General features: G+C 62.9%; 17 protein-coding genes and 1 pseudogene. 5 read left to right on the forward strand and 13 right to left on the reverse strand.

Features of this window, described 5'->3' with window-relative positions; genetic code table 11:
- Nucleotides 1-2: 2 nt before the first annotated feature.
- Nucleotides 3-1,112 (reverse strand): FAD-dependent oxidoreductase, encoded by a 1,110-nt coding sequence (locus ACZ5J0_RS05400; protein ID WP_142939954.1) that lies wholly within the window; start codon nt 1,110-1,112, stop codon nt 3-5.
- Nucleotides 1,113-1,309: 197 nt separating this feature from the next.
- Between ACZ5J0_RS05400 and ACZ5J0_RS05405 the strand changes: the two genes are divergently transcribed.
- Nucleotides 1,310-1,750: a DoxX family membrane protein gene (locus ACZ5J0_RS05405; protein WP_166841477.1), complete on the forward strand. Its 441-nt coding sequence runs from the start codon at nt 1,310-1,312 to the stop codon at nt 1,748-1,750.
- Nucleotides 1,751-1,885: 135 nt separating this feature from the next.
- On the opposite strand, the gene ACZ5J0_RS05410 is transcribed toward ACZ5J0_RS05405, so the two are convergent.
- On the reverse strand, nt 1,886-2,956 hold the full coding sequence (locus ACZ5J0_RS05410) for a Gfo/Idh/MocA family protein (RefSeq protein WP_464094357.1): 1,071 nt from the start codon (nt 2,954-2,956) through the stop codon (nt 1,886-1,888).
- Nucleotides 2,957-3,084: 128 nt separating this feature from the next.
- Here ACZ5J0_RS05410 and ACZ5J0_RS05415 point away from each other — a divergent pair.
- Nucleotides 3,085-3,225 (forward strand): annotated as a pseudogene (locus ACZ5J0_RS05415) (ABC transporter permease); the annotation flags it as partial.
- Here ACZ5J0_RS05415 and ACZ5J0_RS05420 read toward each other — a convergent pair.
- The 6 genes from ACZ5J0_RS05420 to ACZ5J0_RS05445 all read right to left on the reverse strand — a co-directional run bounded on the left by ACZ5J0_RS05420 (nt 3,203) and on the right by ACZ5J0_RS05445 (nt 10,870).
- Nucleotides 3,203-3,895, reverse strand: a complete 693-nt coding sequence (locus ACZ5J0_RS05420; protein WP_464094358.1) for an ABC transporter ATP-binding protein — start codon at nt 3,893-3,895, stop codon at nt 3,203-3,205. The pseudogene ACZ5J0_RS05415 and the gene ACZ5J0_RS05420 sit on opposite strands and share 23 nt — an antisense overlap.
- A 2-nt stretch (nt 3,896-3,897) precedes the next feature.
- The gene (locus ACZ5J0_RS05425) at nt 3,898-5,334 is read right to left on the reverse strand and encodes an ABC transporter permease (protein WP_464094359.1); all 1,437 of its coding nucleotides are present in this window, start codon (nt 5,332-5,334) and stop codon (nt 3,898-3,900) included.
- A gap of 192 nt (nt 5,335-5,526) precedes the next feature.
- Nucleotides 5,527-6,624 carry a substrate-binding domain-containing protein gene (locus tag ACZ5J0_RS05430; RefSeq protein ID WP_142939949.1) on the reverse strand — a complete coding sequence of 366 codons (1,098 nt, stop codon included), beginning with the start codon at nt 6,622-6,624 and terminating at the stop codon, nt 5,527-5,529.
- 53 nt (nt 6,625-6,677) lie between these two features.
- Nucleotides 6,678-7,949, reverse strand: a complete 1,272-nt coding sequence (gene mmsB, locus ACZ5J0_RS05435) for a multiple monosaccharide ABC transporter permease (RefSeq protein ID WP_024820035.1) — start codon at nt 7,947-7,949, stop codon at nt 6,678-6,680.
- 44 nt (nt 7,950-7,993) lie between these two features.
- Nucleotides 7,994-9,550 carry a multiple monosaccharide ABC transporter ATP-binding protein gene (gene mmsA / locus ACZ5J0_RS05440; protein WP_142939948.1) on the reverse strand — a complete coding sequence of 519 codons (1,557 nt, stop codon included), beginning with the start codon at nt 9,548-9,550 and terminating at the stop codon, nt 7,994-7,996.
- 129 nt (nt 9,551-9,679) lie between these two features.
- Nucleotides 9,680-10,870, reverse strand: a complete 1,191-nt coding sequence (locus ACZ5J0_RS05445) for an ROK family transcriptional regulator (RefSeq protein ID WP_142939947.1) — start codon at nt 10,868-10,870, stop codon at nt 9,680-9,682.
- 305 nt (nt 10,871-11,175) lie between these two features.
- On the opposite strand from ACZ5J0_RS05445, the gene ACZ5J0_RS05450 reads away from it, so the two are divergent.
- Nucleotides 11,176-12,015: a carbon-nitrogen hydrolase family protein gene (locus tag ACZ5J0_RS05450; protein WP_166841473.1), complete on the forward strand. Its 840-nt coding sequence runs from the start codon at nt 11,176-11,178 to the stop codon at nt 12,013-12,015.
- Here the strand turns inward: ACZ5J0_RS05450 and ACZ5J0_RS05455 are convergent.
- The 3 genes from ACZ5J0_RS05455 to alr all read right to left on the reverse strand — a co-directional run bounded on the left by ACZ5J0_RS05455 (nt 12,012) and on the right by alr (nt 15,266).
- Nucleotides 12,012-12,278: a hypothetical protein gene (locus ACZ5J0_RS05455; protein WP_464094360.1), complete on the reverse strand. Its 267-nt coding sequence runs from the start codon at nt 12,276-12,278 to the stop codon at nt 12,012-12,014. The two genes, ACZ5J0_RS05450 and ACZ5J0_RS05455, sit on opposite strands and share 4 nt — an antisense overlap.
- A 149-nt stretch (nt 12,279-12,427) precedes the next feature.
- Nucleotides 12,428-14,044 carry a PucR family transcriptional regulator gene (locus ACZ5J0_RS05460; RefSeq protein ID WP_464094361.1) on the reverse strand — a complete coding sequence of 539 codons (1,617 nt, stop codon included), beginning with the start codon at nt 14,042-14,044 and terminating at the stop codon, nt 12,428-12,430.
- Entirely contained in the window at nt 14,034-15,266 is a 1,233-nt protein-coding gene (gene alr, locus ACZ5J0_RS05465) for an alanine racemase (RefSeq protein WP_464094362.1), read from the reverse strand. Before alr ends, ACZ5J0_RS05460 begins: the two co-directional genes overlap by 11 nt.
- Nucleotides 15,267-15,460: 194 nt before the next feature.
- Here alr and ACZ5J0_RS05470 point away from each other — a divergent pair, with 194 nt between their 5' ends.
- Both ACZ5J0_RS05470 and ACZ5J0_RS05475 read left to right on the forward strand, forming a co-directional pair.
- Nucleotides 15,461-16,891 carry an amino acid permease gene (locus ACZ5J0_RS05470; protein ID WP_464094699.1) on the forward strand — a complete coding sequence of 477 codons (1,431 nt, stop codon included), beginning with the start codon at nt 15,461-15,463 and terminating at the stop codon, nt 16,889-16,891.
- Entirely contained in the window at nt 16,888-18,588 is a 1,701-nt protein-coding gene (locus ACZ5J0_RS05475) for a flavin monoamine oxidase family protein (RefSeq protein ID WP_464094363.1), read from the forward strand. The genes ACZ5J0_RS05470 and ACZ5J0_RS05475 overlap by 4 nt, the downstream gene beginning before the upstream one ends.
- A gap of 75 nt (nt 18,589-18,663) precedes the next feature.
- Here the strand turns inward: ACZ5J0_RS05475 and ACZ5J0_RS05480 are convergent, their stop codons facing one another.
- Both ACZ5J0_RS05480 and ACZ5J0_RS05485 read right to left on the reverse strand, forming a co-directional pair.
- Nucleotides 18,664-19,182 (reverse strand): gamma carbonic anhydrase family protein, encoded by a 519-nt coding sequence (locus tag ACZ5J0_RS05480; protein WP_089594121.1) that lies wholly within the window; start codon nt 19,180-19,182, stop codon nt 18,664-18,666.
- Between the two features lie 82 nt (nt 19,183-19,264).
- Entirely contained in the window at nt 19,265-19,930 is a 666-nt protein-coding gene (locus tag ACZ5J0_RS05485) for a class I SAM-dependent methyltransferase (protein WP_464094364.1), read from the reverse strand.
- Nucleotides 19,931-19,933 lie beyond the last annotated feature (3 nt).

The raw sequence follows: 19,933 nt of genomic DNA on the forward strand, positions 1-19,933 counted from the left end.
TCCTAGCGGTCCGCGCGGAACCGCTCAGGTGCCAAGCCGCCGTCGACGATGTCCTTCAGCACCCGGCCTATAGCGGGCGTGAACTTGAAACCGTGACCCGAGAAGCCGGCACCCACAACCAGCGGACCGAAACGGTCCAACACAAAGTCCTCGTTGGGCGTGGTGGTGTAAGTGCAGCTGATGGGAACCGCTGTGGACGGGTCGACGCCGGGAAGCCACTCTTCGGCGTACCGCACCAACGCTTCCATCTGGTGGGGGATGGGCTCGAACGTGCGCTCGTCCGGATCCATGACCGGGCCGACGCCGTGCCAGCCGGCCTTGACGCCTTCGCCGGGAGTGAGCATGCCGTAGACGGGGCTATACCAGTACTCGTAGGCTTCGTTGTTCGGATCCGGGTCCGGGCTGTGGTTGAAGCTCGGCCACACCAGCGTGTTGTCCCTGGGAGTGAAGTGGGCCGGTTGCTCCTGCGTCACCACCAAGGCGGGCAGTTTCACGTGCTTGCTGACCAGCTTGTTGGTCCATGCACCTGCCGTGACCACCACGCGGCTGGCGGTGTATTCGGTCTCCTCGGTCACTACCACCACGGATTCGCCGCCGTCGATCCGGATGTCATGGACCGGCGTCGAGTATTTAAAGACGGCACCGTGTGCTTCCGCTGATTTCCGTAGCGCCACCAGGGCGTCGGCCGAACGGATCCGGCCGGAGCCTGGAACAAAGAGGACGTCGGTGGCGAAGTTCATGCCCAGCCACCGGTTGGCAGCTTCGTCGGGGGAGATGAAGTAGCTCTCGATGCCCCGTGCCTCGTGGGCTTCCCGGACCTCCTGAAGGCGGGGGACGTTTCCGTGGTTCACGAGGCCCACCATGTCCAGAAGCGGTGCGCCGTGCTCTGCCGCCAGCTCGTCCCACAGGATCTTGGACTCGGCGAGGAGGTCCAGGTAGTCGGCCTCGGCGTAGGCGGTGTTGAAGTTGCGGGTGGCGCCGTGCGAAGCGCCGATGTGGTGGCCGGCCTCAAATTGCTCCAACAGAACTACTGAGCGACCCGCCCGGGCCAGTTGCCAGGCCGCAGCCGATCCCATGGCTCCTCCGCCAACAACTACAACGTCAACCTGCATGCTTGCTCCATCCGCAATGGCCCTCTTGAAAAACGTGACCCCCGAAAGAGGGCCACCTCCCATTCTGCCCCCACTCACCCAACTAGGTCGCAGCAGAGCGCGTTTTGAGCCGTCAAAACGCGCTCAGCTGCGAGCTAGTTGGGTTGGTGGCGGGTACGGGTTGGCGGTGGGGACGAAGGCATGACAGATTGGAATCCGTGAAATTCCTTCACCCGTCTCCCAAGTCTTCCTCCCGCGGCGTCACCATCCTGCGGGTGGTGTTCGGTGCGCTCCTCATGGTCCATGGCTTCCAGAAGTTCCTGGCCGGGCACGCCGCCTTTGCCGCGTCCGTGGCTGCCATGGGTGTGCAGAAGCCCGAGGTTGTGGCGTGGCTGGTGATCGCCGGTGAACTGGGCCTGGGGCTGCTCCTGGTTCTCGGTGCCCTGACCCGCGTGGCTGGTTTTCTGGCGGCAATCATGTTCGCGGGGATCTGGTTCGTGACCGAGGCGGGCAAACCCCTGCTCACGGACAAGTCCGGCGTCACGGCCGAGCTCCTGATCGTATACGTCGCTATATCCACAGCGTTCGTTTTCCTCGGGCCGGGTGCGCTGTCGCTTGACCGTAAGCTGGCACGGCAACCAGCTCGCCAAGGCCGTTAACCCACCTGGGTTAAATCACGACGGCGGCACTGGCCTTTCGTTGCGAGGCCTCCTCTGCGGGGTATCCCTGGGTTTTACGGCGCATAGTGGGCCTCGCAACGCAGCCGCGAGTGCTCAATTCACCCGTAGGTCAGTTCACCGCGCGTCGTTGGGGTACCGGATTCCAAGCTGGGACCGCACGCCATCAAAGAGACGCATGACGTTGATAGAGTCCTCCAGCGGCATCACCGGGCTTTCTGTCAGGCCTTGCTGGATGCACCGGGTCACTTCACGGAGTTCGTACGTGTAGCCAATACCTACAACGTCAAACTGTTCGCGCCGCGGCTCGTCCCAACCAATCCGGATCAGCAGCTCGCGCGGGTTGTTCACGGAACCCACTGCCTGCAGGAAACCGAGGCCGCCGGCTACCGTGGCCGTCCGGGGTCCGTGTGCCATCAGGGAGGACGTCAGTTGCGCCTGCGCACCCGTGTCATAGCCGAGGGTCAAGGCGTTCTGGCTGTCCACGCCGTCGTCGTTCAGAGTGCCGATTGCGGTGACCGACTGCGGGAAGCCCAGTGTTCCCAGCGCCCACAGCAGCGGGTAGACGGTGATGTCCAGGAGCGCTCCGCCGCCGTCGTTCAGAGCCCAGATCCGTGCGGCGGGATCGTAGGGTGCAGGGAAGCCAAGATCTGCGCTGACCCACTGGATTTGCCCGAGTTCGCCGGAGGCAGCTATGGAAAAGGCCCGCTGCATACTCGGCAGGAAACGGCTCCAGACGGCTTCCATGAAGAACACGTTCTGCTCCCGAGCGAGCTTTACCAGCTCGGTGGCTTCGCGGGCGTTGATGGTGAGGGCTTTCTCGCACAAGACGTGCTTCCCTGCCCGCAAAGCGGCCGAGGCAATCTGAAAATGTTGGGCATGCGGCGTCGCCACGTATACGACGTCCACGGCGGGATCCTCGAACAGACGCTGGTAGCCGGGTACGTCGCCGTCGTCCCCGTAACCTTTGGTGAAGCCAAGCGCGCGGGCGAACGTATCTGCGGCCGCCTGGGTGCGGGAGCTCACTGCATACAATTCCGCATCTTCAAGCAGTGCCAAGTCTTGAGACACACTGTTGGCAATGTTGCCGGTGGACACCACACCCCACCGCAGCGGCCGACCGGTTGCTGCCCGGGGATCCTGGTTGGTCTGGGTGAAGAGCCACGGCACGGCGATAGGAAGTGTCATGCCGTTCATCCTCTCATTTCGGGCAGGTCTTAGCGGTGACAGGGACGTGGTGCGCACCCTTTCGCGCCGTTCGCTGCCGTAACCTCTGGTGCGCCGGGCGGGAACGGGAGCGCAGAAGAGGGCAGAGCGGGGTCCGACACAGCCCGGCCTTCCCCATCGAGGCCGCCCTGATGGGGTTCGGCGCAGCAGTCCTTGTGGGCGCACTCGCCGGAGCCATTCCCGCGCTCGTGGCGGTGCGTGTCAAGGTCATTGACGCGATCCGGTTCTGACCTCCTCGGTGAGCCTGCCCTGCTGAAGCCGGAAGCAACGCTCGGTTTTCCGGGCCAGGCTGCGGTCGTGCGTGACTACCAGGATGGTGGTGTTGTGATCGCGGCTCAGGGAGCTCAACAGTTCAATGATGTGCTCACCGGTTTGCTCATCCAGGTTTCCGGTGGGCTCATCGGCGAGGATCAGCTTGGGCTCGTTGGCCAAAGCCCGGGCAATCGCCACACGCTGCTGCTCGCCACCGGACAATCGGTTGGTGCGGCGTGAGTGCTTCTCCGGATCCAACTGCACCTGCTCCAACAGCTCTTTGGCCCGCTGCAGCCTGGCCGCTTTGCGGACACCGGCGAACTCCATGGGCAGCATCACGTTGTCCACTGCGCTGAGGTTGGGGATCAGGTTGAACTGCTGGAAAACAAATCCGATGTCCCGGCGGCGATACTCGGTCAGCTTGCCGTCCGGCAGACCGGCCAGGCTGACGCCATCCACGACGACGTCCCCTGAGGTGGGTTTGTCCAGCGCACCCAGGAGGGACAACAGTGTGCTTTTGCCGCTGCCGCTCTTGCCCACAATGGATGCCAGCGAGCCCTTTCCAAGCTCAAAATTCACGCCGTTGACGGGTTTGATGGTCCGGTCACCGGACTTGAACTGACGGACCAGATCCTTGACTACAATCACGGCTATTCTCCTCGGAGTACTTCGATGGGACGGATGCGGGCGGTCAGCAACGCCGGGACCAACGCGCCGATGATGGCTACTGCGAACACGGCTGCGATACCTGCCGCGAGGACCCCGGGGGAGACGCTCGCTGTCACGGAGGTCAGCAACTGTGAGGCTCCACCGAACGGCCCGCCCTGGCCACCGCCCATGCCGCCACCCGGGACGCCTCCGTTAGGCATGGCACCTGCGAGCCCGCCGACACGCTGGGTGGTGGGCGCCGCCGTCGTGCTCGTATTGGAACTGATAAGCGCGGAGGCGATGCCGCCGCTGGCCAGTGAAGCAATCACGGCGCCCACAACACTACCCAGGGCCACCAGGACCAACGACTCAAGGACGAACTGCAACCCGATGGTGCGGTTCCGGGCACCGATGGCTTTCAGGACGCCGATTTCGCGGCGGCGCTCGCGAACCAACATGACCATGATGAGCAGGATGATGATCCCGGCAGTGGCCAGTGCTGCGATGAACGCGATCAGCGAGATGTTCTTGACGCTGTCCAGCGAGCTGACAGCGGTTTCGAGGTTTCGCTGGCCCTGGGTAACGTCGGCCTTGTCCGTGCCCAGCGCAGCCTGAACGGCGGTTTTGGTGCTGTCCACGTTTTCCATGCTGTTGACCGTGACGATCATGGTGGAGAGTTCATCCGGGGTTTCGGCCAGTGTTTGGGCTTCCGGGAGGGTTACGTAGACGGCGTTGTTGCCAAAAGTGGTCCCGGCGTCGAAGATGCCCGCCACGGTGAACGTCTTGTCCTGGATGGTGAACGTGGAGCCAACCGTCAGGCTGTTCTTCTCAGCCAACGACGTGCCCACAAGGGCCTTCGCCTCCGACGCCGTGTAGTCTCCCAGGCCGGTCCCGCTGGTGATGTCCAGGGCCTTGCCTGTGCTGTCCACCTCGGCGCCGATGCCTGTTGCGGTGATCGGGAGCGTTCGCGCTGGCTGGGTGCTGCCTGTTGTTCCGGTGGACCCGTTGCGGTTGCCGAGCGTACCGGCGTCGACGGCGGCCGTCAGGTTGGTGCTGACCGTCGCCTGCTGCCCGCCGGGACCGAAGCCACCGCCCGGGCCGGCCTGCTGCGTGGTTTCGGTGGTAGCCGTGGTCGCCGTCTGCAGACGAAGGGCCTTGGTACCAACCACCGATGTCACATTGGCGACCGAAGCCGCAGTCTCAGCCTCCGCCGTCGTGAGTGGTTCACCGCCGCCTTCAAAGCCTTGGCCACCAGCCGGATTCACCGTCAGGGTGGTGCCCACGGAGGCATTGAGCTCCTGAACCTTGGCACCCACGGCCTGGTTGGCCACGAGCATGGCCAACGCCAGGCCGATGGCTACGGCCAGGACGGCAACAACCGCCGCCGTTCTGATCTTGTTGCGGAAGGCATTGCCTACGCTTCGGGCAAGGACGCTCACATTTCTCCTCTTGACCTGCACACTTGGTGGGCCCACTGGACGTGGGCTGCAGATCCAAGACTCGTAAGTGCTGCTGTGCGGCAAGCCTGCCGAAGCTATGCGTGGGCTGTGAAAGGTGGAGGGCAAGCAAAAGCCCCGGCCCGCCTGCTGGCGGACCGGGGCTTTCTTGTAAAGGTGTTACCTGGTGATCAGTTACTTGGTGAGCGGGCCAAGTACCGGATCGTCAACGTAAGCCGTCTTGACGTTCTCCAGAGTCACGATCTGCGGCGGGAGAAGGTAAGCCGGGACGGTCTTGACGCCGTTGTTGTAGGATTCCTTGTCGTTGATCTCCAGTTCCTTGCCGGCCTGGAGGTCCTTCACCATGGTGATGGCGTGCTCAACGAGCTTGCGGGTGTCCTTGTTGATGGTGGAGTACTGCTCGCCGGCGATGATCGACTTCACAGACTCAACTTCGGAGTCCTGGCCGGTCACGATGGGGAGCGGCTTGCCGGCGGCCTTGACGGACGTCAGCACTGCGCGGGCCAAGGTGTCGTTCGGGGAGAGAACGCCGTCCAAGGACGCGCTGCCGTAGCTGCCGGTGAGCAGCGTGTCAGCACGACGCTGGGCGTTCTCAGCCTTCCAGCCCTGGGTCACAGCCTGCTCGAACGTGGTCTGGCCGGACAGGACCTTGAGGGTTCCGTCGTCGATCTTCGGCTTCAGGACGCTCATGGCGCCGTCAAAGAAGACCTTCGCGTTGGCGTCATCGGGAGAGCCGGCAAAGAGCTCGATGTTGTACGGACCGGACGCCTTCTTGGCCTTCATGCCGTTCAACAGGGCCTCGCCCTGAAGGACACCAACCTTGAAGTTGTCGTACGCCACGTAGTAGTCCACGTTCTCGGTGTTGAGAAGCAGGCGGTCGTAAGCGATCACTGTGGCGCCGGAGTCCTTGGCCTGCTGGAGCTGCGTACCCAGCTGGGCGCCGTCGATGGCTCCCACAATGATGACCTTTGCACCCTTCGTGACCATGGCGCTGATCTGGTTCTGCTGCTCGGATACGCCGCCGTTGGCGAACTGGACGTCGGCCTTGAAGCCGGCGCCGGTGAGGCCATCATTGAACAGCTTCTCCGCGAGGACCCAGTTTTCACTGGTCTTCTGCGGAAGTGCGACGCCGATCAGCGAGTCCTTGGGGAACGCTTCCCCGCCTGCCGTGCTGGTGCTTGAGCCGCTGTCAGTGCGGCCGCAGGCTGTCAGCGCCAGTGCCGCGATGGCAGCGACTGCTGCTGCCTTTCCTGCTTTACCAAACATTCGCATATCTTGGTTCACTTTCTGTGTGGGTGGGGTGGAGCGAGTCGTGGGGAAGCGGTTTACGCTTCCTTGGAGATGACCTCTTTGGTGGACGTGGTTTCGTCCGGCTTGATCTCGTTGTTGTTTCGCTGGAATCCCTTGATCAGCATGCCCGTGATGGACCGCTTGCCCTGGGACTTGTTGTAGACATCGAAGGCGACTGCGGCCAGGAGCACCAGGCCCTTGATGATCTGGGTGAGGTCGGCGCCAACACCCAAGAGCTGGAGGCCGTTGTTGAGGACAGCCATGACCAGGCCACCTACAATCGAGCCGATCACGGTGCCAACACCACCGGTAACGGCGGCGCCACCGATGAAGACGGCTGCAATGGCATCCAGTTCCCAACCGACGCCGTCGAACGGGCCGGAAGCAGTGGAGCGGGCAACGAAGATCATGCCTGCCAGGCCAGCCAGGATGGACATGTTCATCATCACCATGAAGTTGACCTTCTTGGACTGAACGCCGGACAGCTCGGCTGCGTGGCGGTTACCACCCACGGCGTAGACGTGACGGCCAAGGACCGTCTTGTCAGCGATGAATCCGTAGATGAGCACAAGAACGGCCAGGATCAGGCCGGGGATGGGGAAGGACGTTCCGGGGCGACCGGTGGCGAACAGGTACGTTGCGTAGAGGATGGCACCGCAGATCAGGACCAGCTTGGTGACCTCCACCCAGAGCTCGGGAACGTCGGCACCAAGGGCCTTTGCTGCTGCACGGGCACGCAGGGACATGATCACAACGAAGGCTGCCGCCACAATGCCAATGAGCAGTGTGAGGTTGTTGAATCCGGTGTTCGGGCCGATCTCGGGCAGGTAACCGGAACCAATGAACTGGAATTCCTTGGACACCGGGATGGTGTTGGACTTGCCCACGAACTGGTTGAAGCCACGGAACAGGAGCATGCCGGCCAAGGTCACGATGAAGGCCGGGATGCCCACATACGCTGTCCAAAGTCCCTGCCAGGCGCCGATCACCGCGCCCAGAAGCAGGCCGAAGAGCACCCCTGCCCACCAAGGCAGGCCCCAGTCCCGCATGGCGAGGGCAACCGATACGCCCACGAATGCGGCCACGGAACCCACCGAGAGGTCGATGTGGCCGGCGATGATGACCAGCACCATGCCAATAGCCAAGATCAGGATGTAGGAGTTGCCGTTGAACAGGTTGATCACGTTGCCCGGGGTCAACGTGCGGCCCCCGGTGAAGATCTGGAAGAAGACGATAAGTGCCACCAGGGCGAAGATCATGCCGAACTGGCGGGTATTGCCACCAAATAGCTTCTTGAGCGCGTTCATTGTTTTGGTCCTTGTGTCAGGAAGGGGTAAGGCTGGGCCAACGGTCAGGCTGTCTTGCGGGCGGAAGTCATGAGCTTCATGAGGCTTTCCTGGGTTGCTTCGTTCTTTTCCAGGACACCGGTGATGGCGCCTTCAAAAATGGTGTAGATCCGATCGGACAGGCCCAGGAGCTCAGGAAGCTCCGAGGAAATGACAATCACTCCCTTGCCCTGGTTGGCAAGCCTCTGGATGATGCCGTAGATCTCGTACTTGGCACCAACATCGATACCGCGGGTGGGCTCATCCAGGATCAGGAGGTCCGGATCAGTGAACATCCACTTGGCCAGCACCACCTTTTGCTGATTACCGCCGGAGAGCTTGGCAACGCCTTCCTCAACCGAGGGAGTCTTTGTCCGCAGGGATTTCCGGTATTCCTCTGCAACGGAGAATTCCTTGCGGGTGTCCACCACGGAGTAGTTGCTGATCTTGTCCAGCGCTGCCGACACTGTGGTGGTCTTGATGTCATCCAGCAGGTTCAGGCCCAAGGACTTGCGGTCCTCGGTGACGTAACCGAGTCCGGCGTCGATCGCTGAACGGACGCTGCGGAGGTTGACTGCCTTGCCGTCCTTGTACACCTGCCCCTTGATGAAGCGTCCGTAGGAGTGGCCGAACAGGGAACGGGCAAGTTCCGTGCGTCCGGCGCCCATGAGACCTGCGAAGCCAACGATTTCGCCGCGGCGGACGTAGAAGTTGGAGCCTTTGCAGATCAGGCGGTCCTGAATCTGTGGGTGACCCACGGTCCAGTCCTTGACCTCGAAGAAGACTTCACCGATTTTTGGCTCGTGATCCGGGAAGCGGGACTCGAGCGTCCGGCCCACCATCCCCTTGATGATGCGGTCCTCGTCCACACCATCCCGCTTGACGTTCAGGGTTTCGATCGACTTGCCGTCGCGGATGATGGTGATCTCGTCCGCGATCTGTTCAATCTCGTTGAGCTTGTGGGAAATGATGATCGAGGTGATGCCCTTGCCCTTCAGGCCAAGGATCAGGTCCAGCAGGTGCTGGGAGTCGGATTCGTTCAGTGCCGCCGTGGGCTCGTCCAGGATCAGGAGCTTCACGGATTTGTTCAGTGCCTTGGCGATCTCCACCAGCTGCTGCTTGCCGACGCCGATTTCCTTGATGGGGGTATCGGGATCCTCACGAAGGCCAACGCGGGCCAGGAGTTCGAGGGAACGCTTGCGGGCTTCTGCCCAGTCGATCACACCCCACTTGGTGGGTTCGTTGCCCAGGAAGATGTTCTCCATGATGGACAATTCCGGGATCAACGCCAGTTCCTGGTGGATGATCACGATGCCCGCGGCTTCGCTTGCGCGGATGTCCTTGAACTGCTGCGTCTGGGCCTGGTACACGATGTCGCCTGTGTAGCTGCCGTAGGGGTAGACGCCGGACAGGACCTTCATGAGCGTGGATTTGCCGGCGCCGTTCTCACCGCAGATGGCGTGGATTTCGCCGGCCATCACGCGCAGGCTCACATTCGACAAGGCCTTCACGCCTGGGAATTCCTTCGTGATCGAGCGCATCTCCAAGAGGATGGGATCACCTTGCGTGTCGAGGGATGTCATCAGCCCTTACGCCTCCAATGCATGACTTCGTTGTCGGCCCCGCAATGGCGAGGCTGTCTGATGAAAAAGTAAACTGGATCACCCGTCTTGTCGTCAAGACTTGAACGCATGATCCAGCTAACGATTTCGTTACCTACCGGTAATGCCGGCGTGTTGGAACACCAAAGCAGCTGCTCCCAGCGCTTCTGCACGTGCCCCGAGGGAGGACATGGCCAGGTGCGTCGTCTCGCCTACCACGGGCACAGCGTGGCGCACCAGGCCCCTCCGGATGGGGTCCAGGAGGAGGTCGCCCAGGCCCGCCAACGGGCCGCCCACCACAATGACTTCCGGGTTGATCAGATTGGAGACGTTGCCCAAGGCGCGGCCCACCGCCAGTCCGGCGTCATCCACTACGCGCTGGGTTGCGGAGTCGCCGGCGAGGCAATTACGGACAATGTCCTGCGGCGTCAGGAGTGCCTCCTGGCCGCGCCCCAATAACTCGATCATGGTGGTGGTGGACGCTATCGTTTCCAGGCAACCCCTGTTGCCGCAGCGGCACACCAGGCCGTGTTCGTGAATGGTGGCATGGCCGATTTCCCCGGTGATGCCCACGTTGCCGTAATAGGGGAATCCATTGAGAATCAGGCCTGCGCCGATGCCCGAGCCGATCTTGAGGAACATGAGGTTTGAGACTCCGCTGTGGGGGCCCCACGTCACTTCGGACAGGGCGCCCAGGTTCGCGTCGTTGTCAACAAACACGGGGCAGTTCAGTGCTTCCTCCAGCCGATGGAGGATGTCGATGCCCACCCATTCTGGGAGGATTGCTCCCTGGGCCACCGTGCCGGATCGCCGATCGATGGGGCCCGGGATGCCTGCGCCCGCGCCCACTACCGCGGTACGGTCGATCCCGTTTTCCTGCAGCAGTTTTTCCAGCAGCAGGACTGCAGCAGCAATGCCCTCTTCTGCCTGGTGACCAAGGGGTAATTCGATGTAATCCTCGGCAATGACGTGATAGCCCAGCGAGGCCAGGACTACCCGCAGGTGGCGGCGTCCGAAGTCGATTCCGACGGCGACGGCACCGTTGCTGTTCAACCGCACATTGGTTGCCCGGCGGCCGGAGCTTGTGGTGGGCTCCGTTGATACCAGACCGGCGTCCTGCATGATTTTGACGATGTTGGAAACCGTTGCCGTGGATAGCCCGGTCTGCCGCGAGAGCTCTGCTTGCGTGGAGGGCCCGCTCAGCAGGCATTCGATGATGCGTTGCTGATTGAGGTGGCGCAGTGCGGACTGCGAGCCGGGTTTTCTTGGATGGCTCTTCGTTGAGCGCTGCGTTGCGGACATGACAAGAAGATTGCCCCACAAGCGAGCTTGTAGTCAAGAAGTGAACACAAGGAGTCAATCATTGCCGACATACTCCAACGCAAGAACACTTGACATGTACCCGTTGTGAGGCCCGCTATGCAGGGTAATACCACGCTTTTGGGCGCAGAGCGGGCCTCACAACGGGAGGTTGGGGGCAATGTGTCCCGATTTTGCTACCGGCGGGTCCAAACGCCCGGCCCTTGATACCCGGGCGCGGCCTACGCTTGAAGAAGAAACCCCGGGCCTGTGTGAGGTAGCCGGGAACAGGCGAAACCAAGGTGGTAATGATGCTGCTCTCAGTCCTGCAGGCGAACGCTTCCGTCATGGACGTTGAGGCGAACCTGCGCACAATCGACGACGCCGCGCAGCGCGCCGCCCACGCGGGGGCCGGGTTGCTCTTGACTCCAGAGTTGTTCCCCGTGGGATATGCCCCTCTGCGTCTGCACACCGAATTGGACCCTGCCACGCTCCCGGGCATACGTGAACGTTTGGCCGGCATCGCCCGCAGGCACAACATCGGATTGGTCTACAGCCTTCCGGCCCCGGCTCAGGATGCACCAGGTCACGACGACGGCGCACAGCCCCCTCGCGCTGAAGGCGCTTGGAACATCACGGCTACTTTGCTGGACGCCACAGGCAACGAAGTCCTCAACTACGCAAAGGTTCATCTCTTTGGCCCGGAGGAGCACAAGGCGTTCGTGGCCGCCCAAGAACCTCCCGCCGTCGTGGATTTCAACGGGATCCGCACCTCCATGCTGATCTGCTACGACGTCGAGTTCCCTGAGGCAGTCCGCGCGGCGGCCACCCGCGGCGCCGAACTCCTCCTGGTGCCAACAGCCCTTTCTGCCGGATTCGACAACGTTCCGCAGGTGCTCATCCGCGCCCGTGCGCTGGAAAGCCAGCTGAACGTGGCCTACGCCAACCACTCCGGCCATGAGGACGTGTACAACTTCCTGGGCGGCAGTGTGGTGGCAGGTCCGGATGGTTCCTTGCTGGCGGCGGCGGGGGAGTCGGCCGCCCTGCTGTTCGCCGAGGTGGGTACAGACTCAGTCAAGGCAGCTCGCGATGAGGTCCCGTACCTGCGCGAACGCCGGCCGGAACTGTATAAGGAGTGGGAGCACTAGTTCAGGATCCGCTTCCGGCGGTTTCTGAGAAGATGCACGAAGGAGGCGATGAATCCTGCGATAAGTAGCGTGCCAAGAATGCCGTTGTTAGAGATGCCCAGCTCTAACCGGAAACTTCCGTCCGACACATCGTGCCGCTGCTCTACATACGCTGCTTCCGCGATTTCCTGGCCTGAGAACGGGGCTGACATAATCCAAGCGAGCAGAGCCACTCCCAGCGCGGCGACGATCGACACCCGAAGTCCGGTGATGAGTGTGGGCATTGTGTTGCTCCTTCTGAGTTAGGTGGGGTCGGCGTTCCTGAAGCCTATGTGTCACGGGGCTTCCCCAGCAGCCAAGCATCCAAACTAGGTGCCGAAAGCGGCCAAATTAGGTGCTGAGGATGCCGATACCTAGACGCCTCTTCTGTCGTCTAGGTGGTGCTGCCGGCATCAACAGGAAGCGCCGCCACCAACTCGTCCACATACTGCAGGGCGAACCAGAGCTCGGCCCGCACTTGCGCCTGATTGAGGTCCATGTCCAGAAGTTCCCCCAGCACGCCGATCTGCCGCCGCACACTGTTCCTGTGCAATCCCAGCAGCTTGGCAGAACCGTCCCAACTGCCGTTTTCACTGAGCCAACCCCGCAGCACCGTCAACAGTGGGTCCCGCCGATCCGCTTCCAATGCGAGTATGGGCGCCAAGAGTCGTTCGGCCAGGAGGGTCCCGGCTTCGCGCCCCAAAAGTCCGGCGACGGACCAAGTCACCTCGTCAACACGTGCGCTCTTGCCGGTTGTCACCACACGGCTGCGCAGGGAGTCCGCACGTTTGTAGGCTGCCTGGAGCCCGAGAAGTTCGGTCGCTTCGCCAATTACCAGCCGCCAGCCGAGTTTCTCAACATCGGAGACTAGCGAATCGTCCACCTTGAAGCGCGTGATCGCAGCGAAACCGTAGTCGGTGATCTCCACCAGTTTGGTGTCGAAAAGCCTGCGCCATTGCAGCAGCTCACGAACAGGCCCGTCGTCCGCGGCGCCGTCCACCCTGATGCCCAGGACCACCCTCAGTTGCCCGGACCTGGTGGAGGATATGCTCTGGGCCAGTAGGTCCTTGAGACCGTTGACGTGCTTGGTTGAGCCGGAGGCCAGCGAGTCAGGATGCAGCAGGACCGCGGTAGCCAGTTGACTTGGGGCCAGCGAGCCACTGGTCCTTTGCCGAAACAGCAGCTCCAACAGCCCAACGGCCGACTGCACCACGTTGTTCTGGGCGGGCGTCAGCGGCCCATCCGAGCCGAGAATCAGTGCGCCCAGGTTGGCGTCCTTGGTGCTGCGCAGCGGATGCCCGAACACCAGTGCCGAACCTGGCTGCTCAAAACCGTCCATCTCCACCCGCGGACCGCTGCCGGACAGTAACCGCTCCAACATGGGGGAGAGCAAAGAATGCTCGACGCCGTTGCTGCCGCCGGCATTATGCCCGCGCGCCCGGACCCGCCCGTCAGCGCCCACCAGAACAGCCCACACGGGCACCCTCTGCACCAGCGCGGCCAGCAGTTCGTGTTCCGGCCTGGGGGAGAGAACCGCCCGCATGAGTTGCCGGTTGGTCTCTGCCAACTGCCGGAAAACCCTGGCGTTGTCGGTCTCCAAGAGTTGTGAGAATTCCAGGCCGATCGCCGCGAACGGCAAGGACTCCGGTACTTCGAACAGGGTGAGGTTGTGCTTCCGACAGGCGTCGAGCAAGACGTCCGGGACGGCGTCGAAATACGGCCTGATACCGAACCCCAGCGCCGCAACCTTCGCATCCACCAGCCGCTGGACATAGGCATCCACCTTGGCCGCCGAGCCGCCCTCCCCAAGGAAAGGCAACCCGGCGGTAAGGAGGAACTCACCCTCCGGCAGGTACGGTGTGGGGTCTTCGAGCTCACTGGGTTCCACCCACCGCAACAGCGAGGCGCCGCTGCCGCCGTCGTGAAGCATTGTCAACTCCGGCGGCAGCTGCTCCAGAAACTGTTCGAGCGTGACGAAACTGAGGCGGGCGGTGGCGGGCTCAGGCGACATTGCCCTGCCCGGCGGTGGCCGGCTCCTGGTAGTCGGGGCACTGGTAAGCGGTAGTTGCGTAAGCGCGGGGGAGCCGGGGCGCGATCCTGTTGATGATCTCGTCGCCGTGGCTGCCGATCGCGGCACCCCAATCGTCGGCACTCGCCGCCCCGTCTGCCGGATCGCCAAACAACACCGCGGTGTCACCCACGCCGATTCCCAAAGCGTCCGGGCCAAGATCCACCATGAACTGGTCCATGCACACTTTGCCGATGACCGGCACCCGTCGGCCCCCAATGTTCACCACCGAACGGCCGCTGATGCCCTTGGGGATGCCGTCCGCGTATCCGAGCGGAATGAGCCCGAGGTACCGCGGTTCGTAGGTGATCGCTTGGTGCTCGTAGCTGACGCCGGTGCCGGCGGGGACCTTCTTGACCATCACCAGGGGCGCCGTCACGCTCAGTGCCGGACGCAAGCCGAAATCGGCCGGGTTCAGGTGGTCGGCCGGAGCGAGTCCGTAGATGGCCAGCCCGGCGCGGACCATGTCGAAGTGGAATTCGGGGCGGTCCAGGATGTTCGCGGAGCTGGAGACGTGCCGGAGTTCGGGGTTAAGGCCGGCTTCGTGTGCCTGGCGGACGGCGTCCTCAAACTCGGCTACCGCCGTGGCATTTCCCGGGTGCGCAGGAACATCGGCCCAGGCCAAGTGCGTCCACAGGCCGCGTACGGAAAGGTTGCCGTCGAGCTCAGCCTGCCTGGCCTGCGCCACGAGTTCAGGCCAATCCTCCTTGCGTGCACCGCCGCGGCTTAGTCCGCTGTCCAGTTCCAGATGAACGACGGCGGGGCGGCCCAGGCGTTGGGCGATACCTGCGAGCGCCTCCAGTTGGCTGACGCTTCCGAGGGAGACATCGATGTCGTTTTCCAGTGCTTCAAGGATGGTGGCGCTTGTCTGGGATGCCAGATACAGCCAGGAGAGTATAGGCACTGTGATGCCTGCCTGCCTCAGCGTTATGGCCTCGCTGAGCTGGGCTGTCCCAAGCCAGTCCGCGCCTGCGTCTATTGCTGTTCGTGCTACTTCAACTAGTCCGTGGCCGTAGGCGTTGCCCTTGACCACGGCCATGAAATACGGCGCCTTGCTGCGCTTTTTCAGGGCTCTGACATTCTCTGAAATGGCGGTCAGGTCAACGTTGACCTGTCCGGACAAAGCCGCCGGAGCCACCTCTTGATAGTGTGCATTACGTCTCATGGTTGAACACTATAGGTCATTTTGCACCACGGTGAGAGGTGGCTCACATGCCAGTCTTGTGGAGGGGAAATCGAAACTACTTTGAAGGGACGTCAAGGGTGACTGTGCCTGTGAACACTAAAAACCCGGCAGCGGCAAGCACTGCCAGGCCGAGCCTGGGTGCGCAGCTCCTGCGCCGCAAGCCGATCGGACAGATGGTCAGCGAGGCTGGAAGCGGCGAGGGCGGAACACCGCTGGTCCGCAGCTTCGGAGTTCTCCAGCTGACCATGATCAGCGTTGGTGCCACGCTGGGCACCGGCATTCTGGTGATCCTTGGCGAGTCCGTGCCGCTGGCAGGACCTGCCATCTGGATTTCCTTCGTGATCGCCGGTGTGGCTGCGCTGCTCTCCGCCGTGTCCTACGCCGAAATGGCCGGGCTGGTTCCGGTGGCAGGCTCGTCCTACTCCTACTCCTACGCCACCATGGGCGAAGGCATGGCCTGGATCTGCGGCTGGTGCCTGGTGCTGGAATACGCCGTTTCTGTGGCGGCCGTTGCTGTCGGCGCCGGGCAATACGTGAACGAGACCCTCGCCGCGTTCGGTCAGGTCCTGCCCGATGCCATGAGCCAGCCGCCAGGAGACGGGGGCTTGGTGAACGTACCGGCCATGGTGATCGTAGTCCTGGCGATGGTTCTGCTGGTCCGGGGTGCCCGCGAGAGCGCATGGATCAACACCGCCATTGTCATCATCAAGGTGGGCATCCTGATCTTCTTCTGCGCCGTCGCCTTCACCGCTTTCAACGCAGGCAACTTCGAGCCGCTGCTGCCCATGGGTGCTGCCGGTGTTTCCGCCGCAGCGTCCAGCGTCTTCTTCTCCTACATCGGGTTTGACGCCGCCTCCACAGCTGGTGAGGAAGCCCGGAACCCCAAGCGTGACCTGCCCCGGGCCATCATGCTCTCCATGGTGATCGTCACCAGCATCTACGTCCTGGTTGCTGTAGCAGCCATCGGCGCCCGCCCCTGGAACTGGTTCGACGGTACCGAAGCTGCCTTGGTACAGATCCTTCACGAGATCACCGGCCAGCCCTGGATCGCCTTGGTGTTCTCTGTAGGCGCTGTGCTGGCGATCGCAAGCATCGTACTTACGGTGCTTTACGGCCAAACGCGCATCATGCTCTCCATGTCCCGCGACGGAATGGTGCCCAAAATCTTTGGCCGCGTTTCCCGCCGAACCGGCACCCCGGTGGCCGGCACGCTGATCATAGGTACCGCCGTCGCCCTCACCGCAGGCCTGGTGCCGCTTGGTGCGCTGGCGGACGCCACCAGCATCGGCACGCTCTTTGCCTTCGCCCTGGTCAATGTGGCCGTCATCTACCTGCGCCGCAACCGCCCCGATCTTGAGCGGAGCTTCCGGGTTCCGCTGTACCCGATCACACCGATCCTGGGCACGCTGATGTGTGCGTATCTGATGCTCAACCTCGGCGCCGACACGTGGATCACCTTCGGGGTCTGGATGCTCGTGGGCATCGCCATCTACTTCGGCTATGGACGCCGAAACTCCAAAGTAGCCGCGCTCAGCGAGCAGGACTACCGTGATCTAACCGCCAGGGCCGTGAGCCCGGAACCTGTGAAAGCAGACAACTCATGACCATTGCCACAGAACTCCCTCTCGCCGAGGCCACTTCGGGTGAGGCCTCCGCTGCCCCCATCACCATGTTGAACCCGGACTTCCCTTTCAGCTACGACCATTACCTGGCACACCCCGACGGGTTGGGCTCAGTCCCCGAGGAGCTGTACGGAACGGAAGTGGCCATCATCGGCGCCGGACTGTCCGGGCTGGTGACCGCGTACGAACTCATGAAGCTTGGCCTCAAGCCGGTCATCTACGAGGCCGACCAGATCGGTGGACGTCTGCGGACTGCCAGCTTCCCGTCTGCTCCCGGTGTTGTGGCCGACCTTGGCGGCATGCGCTTCCCGGTGTCCGGCAAGGCCTTCTACCACTACGTGGACCTGCTGGGCCTGGATACCAACGAGTTCCCCAATCCCATGGCGCCGGCAACTTCTTCCACCGTGATTGAACTCGCGGGCAAGAAGCACTACGCCACCACGGCTGATGAGCTGCCGGAGTTCTTCCTCGAAGTGGCCGACGCCTGGAAGGCAGCCGTGAACGATGGCGCGGCCTTCGCCGAAATGCAGGAAGCCATCAAGGCCCGCGACACCAAGCGGATCAAGGAACTGTGGAACGCACTCCTTCCAGAGTTGGATGAGCAGACCTTCTATGGCTTCATTGCCGCCAGCAAGTCCTTCAAGGAAGCCGGCTTTGCGCACCGCGAGGCGTTCGGCCAAGTGGGGTTCGGCACCGGCGGCTGGGACACCGACTTCCCCAACTCCATCCTCGAAATCCTCCGCGTCGTGTACACCGACGCCGACGACCAGCACCGCTCCATCGCGGGAGGGGCGCAAAGGCTCCCCGAGGCACTCTGGAACCACGCGCCGTCGGGCCTTAGATACTGGCCGGAAGGCACCTCGCTCGCGTCCCTGCACTCCGGTTCGCCGCGCGGAGCCGTGGACAACATCCGCCGGGCGGAGAACGGCGACCTCCTGGTCCGCGAAAACTGGGGGCGCGAGGCCACGTACCCGGCCGTAGTGACCACCTGCCAGTCCTGGCTGCTGTCCACACGCATCCACACCGAGGAAGCGCTGTTCCCTGCAGAACTGTGGACGGCGATCGAGCGCTCGCACTACATGCAGTCTTCCAAGACATTCGTCATGGTGGACCGCCCGTTCTGGAAGGACATCGACCCGGAAACGGGCCGCGAAGTCCTCTCCATGACGCTCACCGACCGCCTCAACCGGGCGACGTATTTGCTCGACGACGGCCCGGACAAGCCCGCCGTGATGCTCCTGTCCTACACATGGAATGATGACGCCCTGAAGTGGTTGGCCCTGAGCGCCGAGGAACGCGTGAAGCTCATGCTGCACTCGCTGGAGCAGATCTACCCGGGCGTGGACATTGCCAGCCACATTGTGGGGCAGCCGATCACCGTGTCTTGGGAAGCCGACCCCAACTTCATGGGCGCCTTCAAGGCAAACCTGCCCGGCCACTACCGGTACCAGCAGAGGCTCTTCACCCACTTCAAGCAGGACCAGCTGCCGGAGCACCAGCGCGGCATCTTCCTCGCTGGCGACGACGTGTCCTTTACCGCGGGCTGGGCAGAGGGCGCCGTGACCACTGGCCTTAACGCCGTGTGGGGAGTGGTGAACCACCTCGGTGGCACGTCCGCTGCCGGCAACCCCGGACCGGGAGACCTGCTGGACGAGCTCGGCCCCATCTCCCTGGACTAGTCTCTTACGTTGCGGGGCCCGCTCTGCACACTAAACCCCCGGGTTAGTGCGCAGAGCGGGCCCCGCATTTCGACTTTAGGCGTGCATGTCCCGGTGCGCAGCAGCGAGCTCCTTGTAGTGCGCGGCGTTGTGCTTCACGCCCTCGAACTCTTCATCAGTGAGTTCGCGGCGGACCTTCGCGGGGACGCCGGCTACCAGGGAGCGCGGGGGAATGACCGTGCCCTCCAACACCACGGCGCCGGCAGCAATGAGCGAGCCAGTGCCGATCACCGCGCCGTTGAGGATGGTTGCACTCATGCCGATCAGGCAGTCGTCCTCCACAGTGCACCCATGGACCACCGCGCTGTGCCCTACAGAAACGCGCTCGCCGACTGTGCAGGGAAAACCGGGGTCGGCGTGGAGGACTACGTTGTCCTGCAGGTTGGACCCCGCGCCCACGCTGATCGCAGCTGTATCTGCGCGGACGGAGACGCCATAGAAGGCGCTGGAGTCCTGGGCCAACGTGGCCTTGCCGATGATGGATGCGGTGGGCGCCACGAAGGCGGATTCATGGATGGCCGGAGTGTCCCCGGCGAAAGTGTATGAGGGAGCCATAAAGCCAGCCTAAGTCACCCCCGCACCCAACTGAGTCGCAGCAGAGCGCGTTATGAGGGCTCACAACGCGCTCAGCTGCGAGCTAGTTGGGTGAGGGGGTGCGGAGGACCAGGAACTGGTAGTGCTGCACCCAGTTGCCCGCGCCGGGACCGGACTCCACGCCCGCACCCTCGGGCCAGGTCCGGAAGTGCTCCACCGCGCCGTGTTCGCCAAAAATCCGCTGCACGGTTTCGTCGCTGCGGCGGCTGAAGAAACGCCGCGGTTCCTCCAAGTCCTCGGGGTTCAGGACCTCGCAATCCTCCCCCGACCAGAGTCCGACGGCGATCGGCGCACCAGGTGCGGTGACCCGCACAAGTTCACGGACGACGTCGTGTATCCGGGTGTTGGGCACATGAAGCAGGGTGCTCATGGACCATGCCGCCGGGAAAACGGAAGAGGCAAAGGGCAGGTCCCGCCCACTGGCAACCGACACGTCAAGACCGTGGGAGCGGGCAAGACGAATACTCTCCGGGGACAGGTCAACTCCGGTGTAATGCAGCCCGGCGCGGACAAACTCCACACCCTCTACACCGGTTCCGCAGCCCAACTCGAACACCGAGTGCCGGTGCTCGGCCTTCAAGAGACGAATGAACCACTCCCGGGAGTCAACCCTGTGAGGGGTCAGCGCGCGGGTATTCCGGACGGGCGCCTGCCGGTCGTAGAAGACAGCCAGGTCAGCCTCGTGGTCGGCGTCATGGATGCCCCGCATACA

Source organism: Arthrobacter sp. DualSoilB13, from assembly GCF_055389195.1.

Coding starts and splice junctions, on each gene's coding strand:
- ACZ5J0_RS05450 (WP_166841473.1), top strand. CDS start 11,176: ATGATGCTGCTCTCAGTCCTGCAGGCGAACGCTTCCGTCATGGACGTT.
- alr (WP_464094362.1), bottom strand. CDS start 15,266: ATGAGACGTAATGCACACTATCAAGAGGTGGCTCCGGCGGCTTTGTCC.
- ACZ5J0_RS05410 (WP_464094357.1), bottom strand. CDS start 2,956: ATGACACTTCCTATCGCCGTGCCGTGGCTCTTCACCCAGACCAACCAG.
- ACZ5J0_RS05475 (WP_464094363.1), top strand. CDS start 16,888: ATGACCATTGCCACAGAACTCCCTCTCGCCGAGGCCACTTCGGGTGAG.
- ACZ5J0_RS05455 (WP_464094360.1), bottom strand. CDS start 12,278: ATGCCCACACTCATCACCGGACTTCGGGTGTCGATCGTCGCCGCGCTG.
- ACZ5J0_RS05485 (WP_464094364.1), bottom strand. CDS start 19,930: ATGCGGGGCATCCATGACGCCGACCACGAGGCTGACCTGGCTGTCTTC.
- ACZ5J0_RS05480 (WP_089594121.1), bottom strand. CDS start 19,182: ATGGCTCCCTCATACACTTTCGCCGGGGACACTCCGGCCATCCATGAA.
- ACZ5J0_RS05400 (WP_142939954.1), bottom strand. CDS start 1,112: ATGCAGGTTGACGTTGTAGTTGTTGGCGGAGGAGCCATGGGATCGGCT.
- ACZ5J0_RS05430 (WP_142939949.1), bottom strand. CDS start 6,624: ATGCGAATGTTTGGTAAAGCAGGAAAGGCAGCAGCAGTCGCTGCCATC.
- mmsB (WP_024820035.1), bottom strand. CDS start 7,949: ATGAACGCGCTCAAGAAGCTATTTGGTGGCAATACCCGCCAGTTCGGC.
- ACZ5J0_RS05445 (WP_142939947.1), bottom strand. CDS start 10,870: ATGTCCGCAACGCAGCGCTCAACGAAGAGCCATCCAAGAAAACCCGGC.
- mmsA (WP_142939948.1), bottom strand. CDS start 9,550: ATGACATCCCTCGACACGCAAGGTGATCCCATCCTCTTGGAGATGCGC.
- ACZ5J0_RS05470 (WP_464094699.1), top strand. CDS start 15,461: ATGGTCAGCGAGGCTGGAAGCGGCGAGGGCGGAACACCGCTGGTCCGC.
- ACZ5J0_RS05460 (WP_464094361.1), bottom strand. CDS start 14,044: ATGTCGCCTGAGCCCGCCACCGCCCGCCTCAGTTTCGTCACGCTCGAA.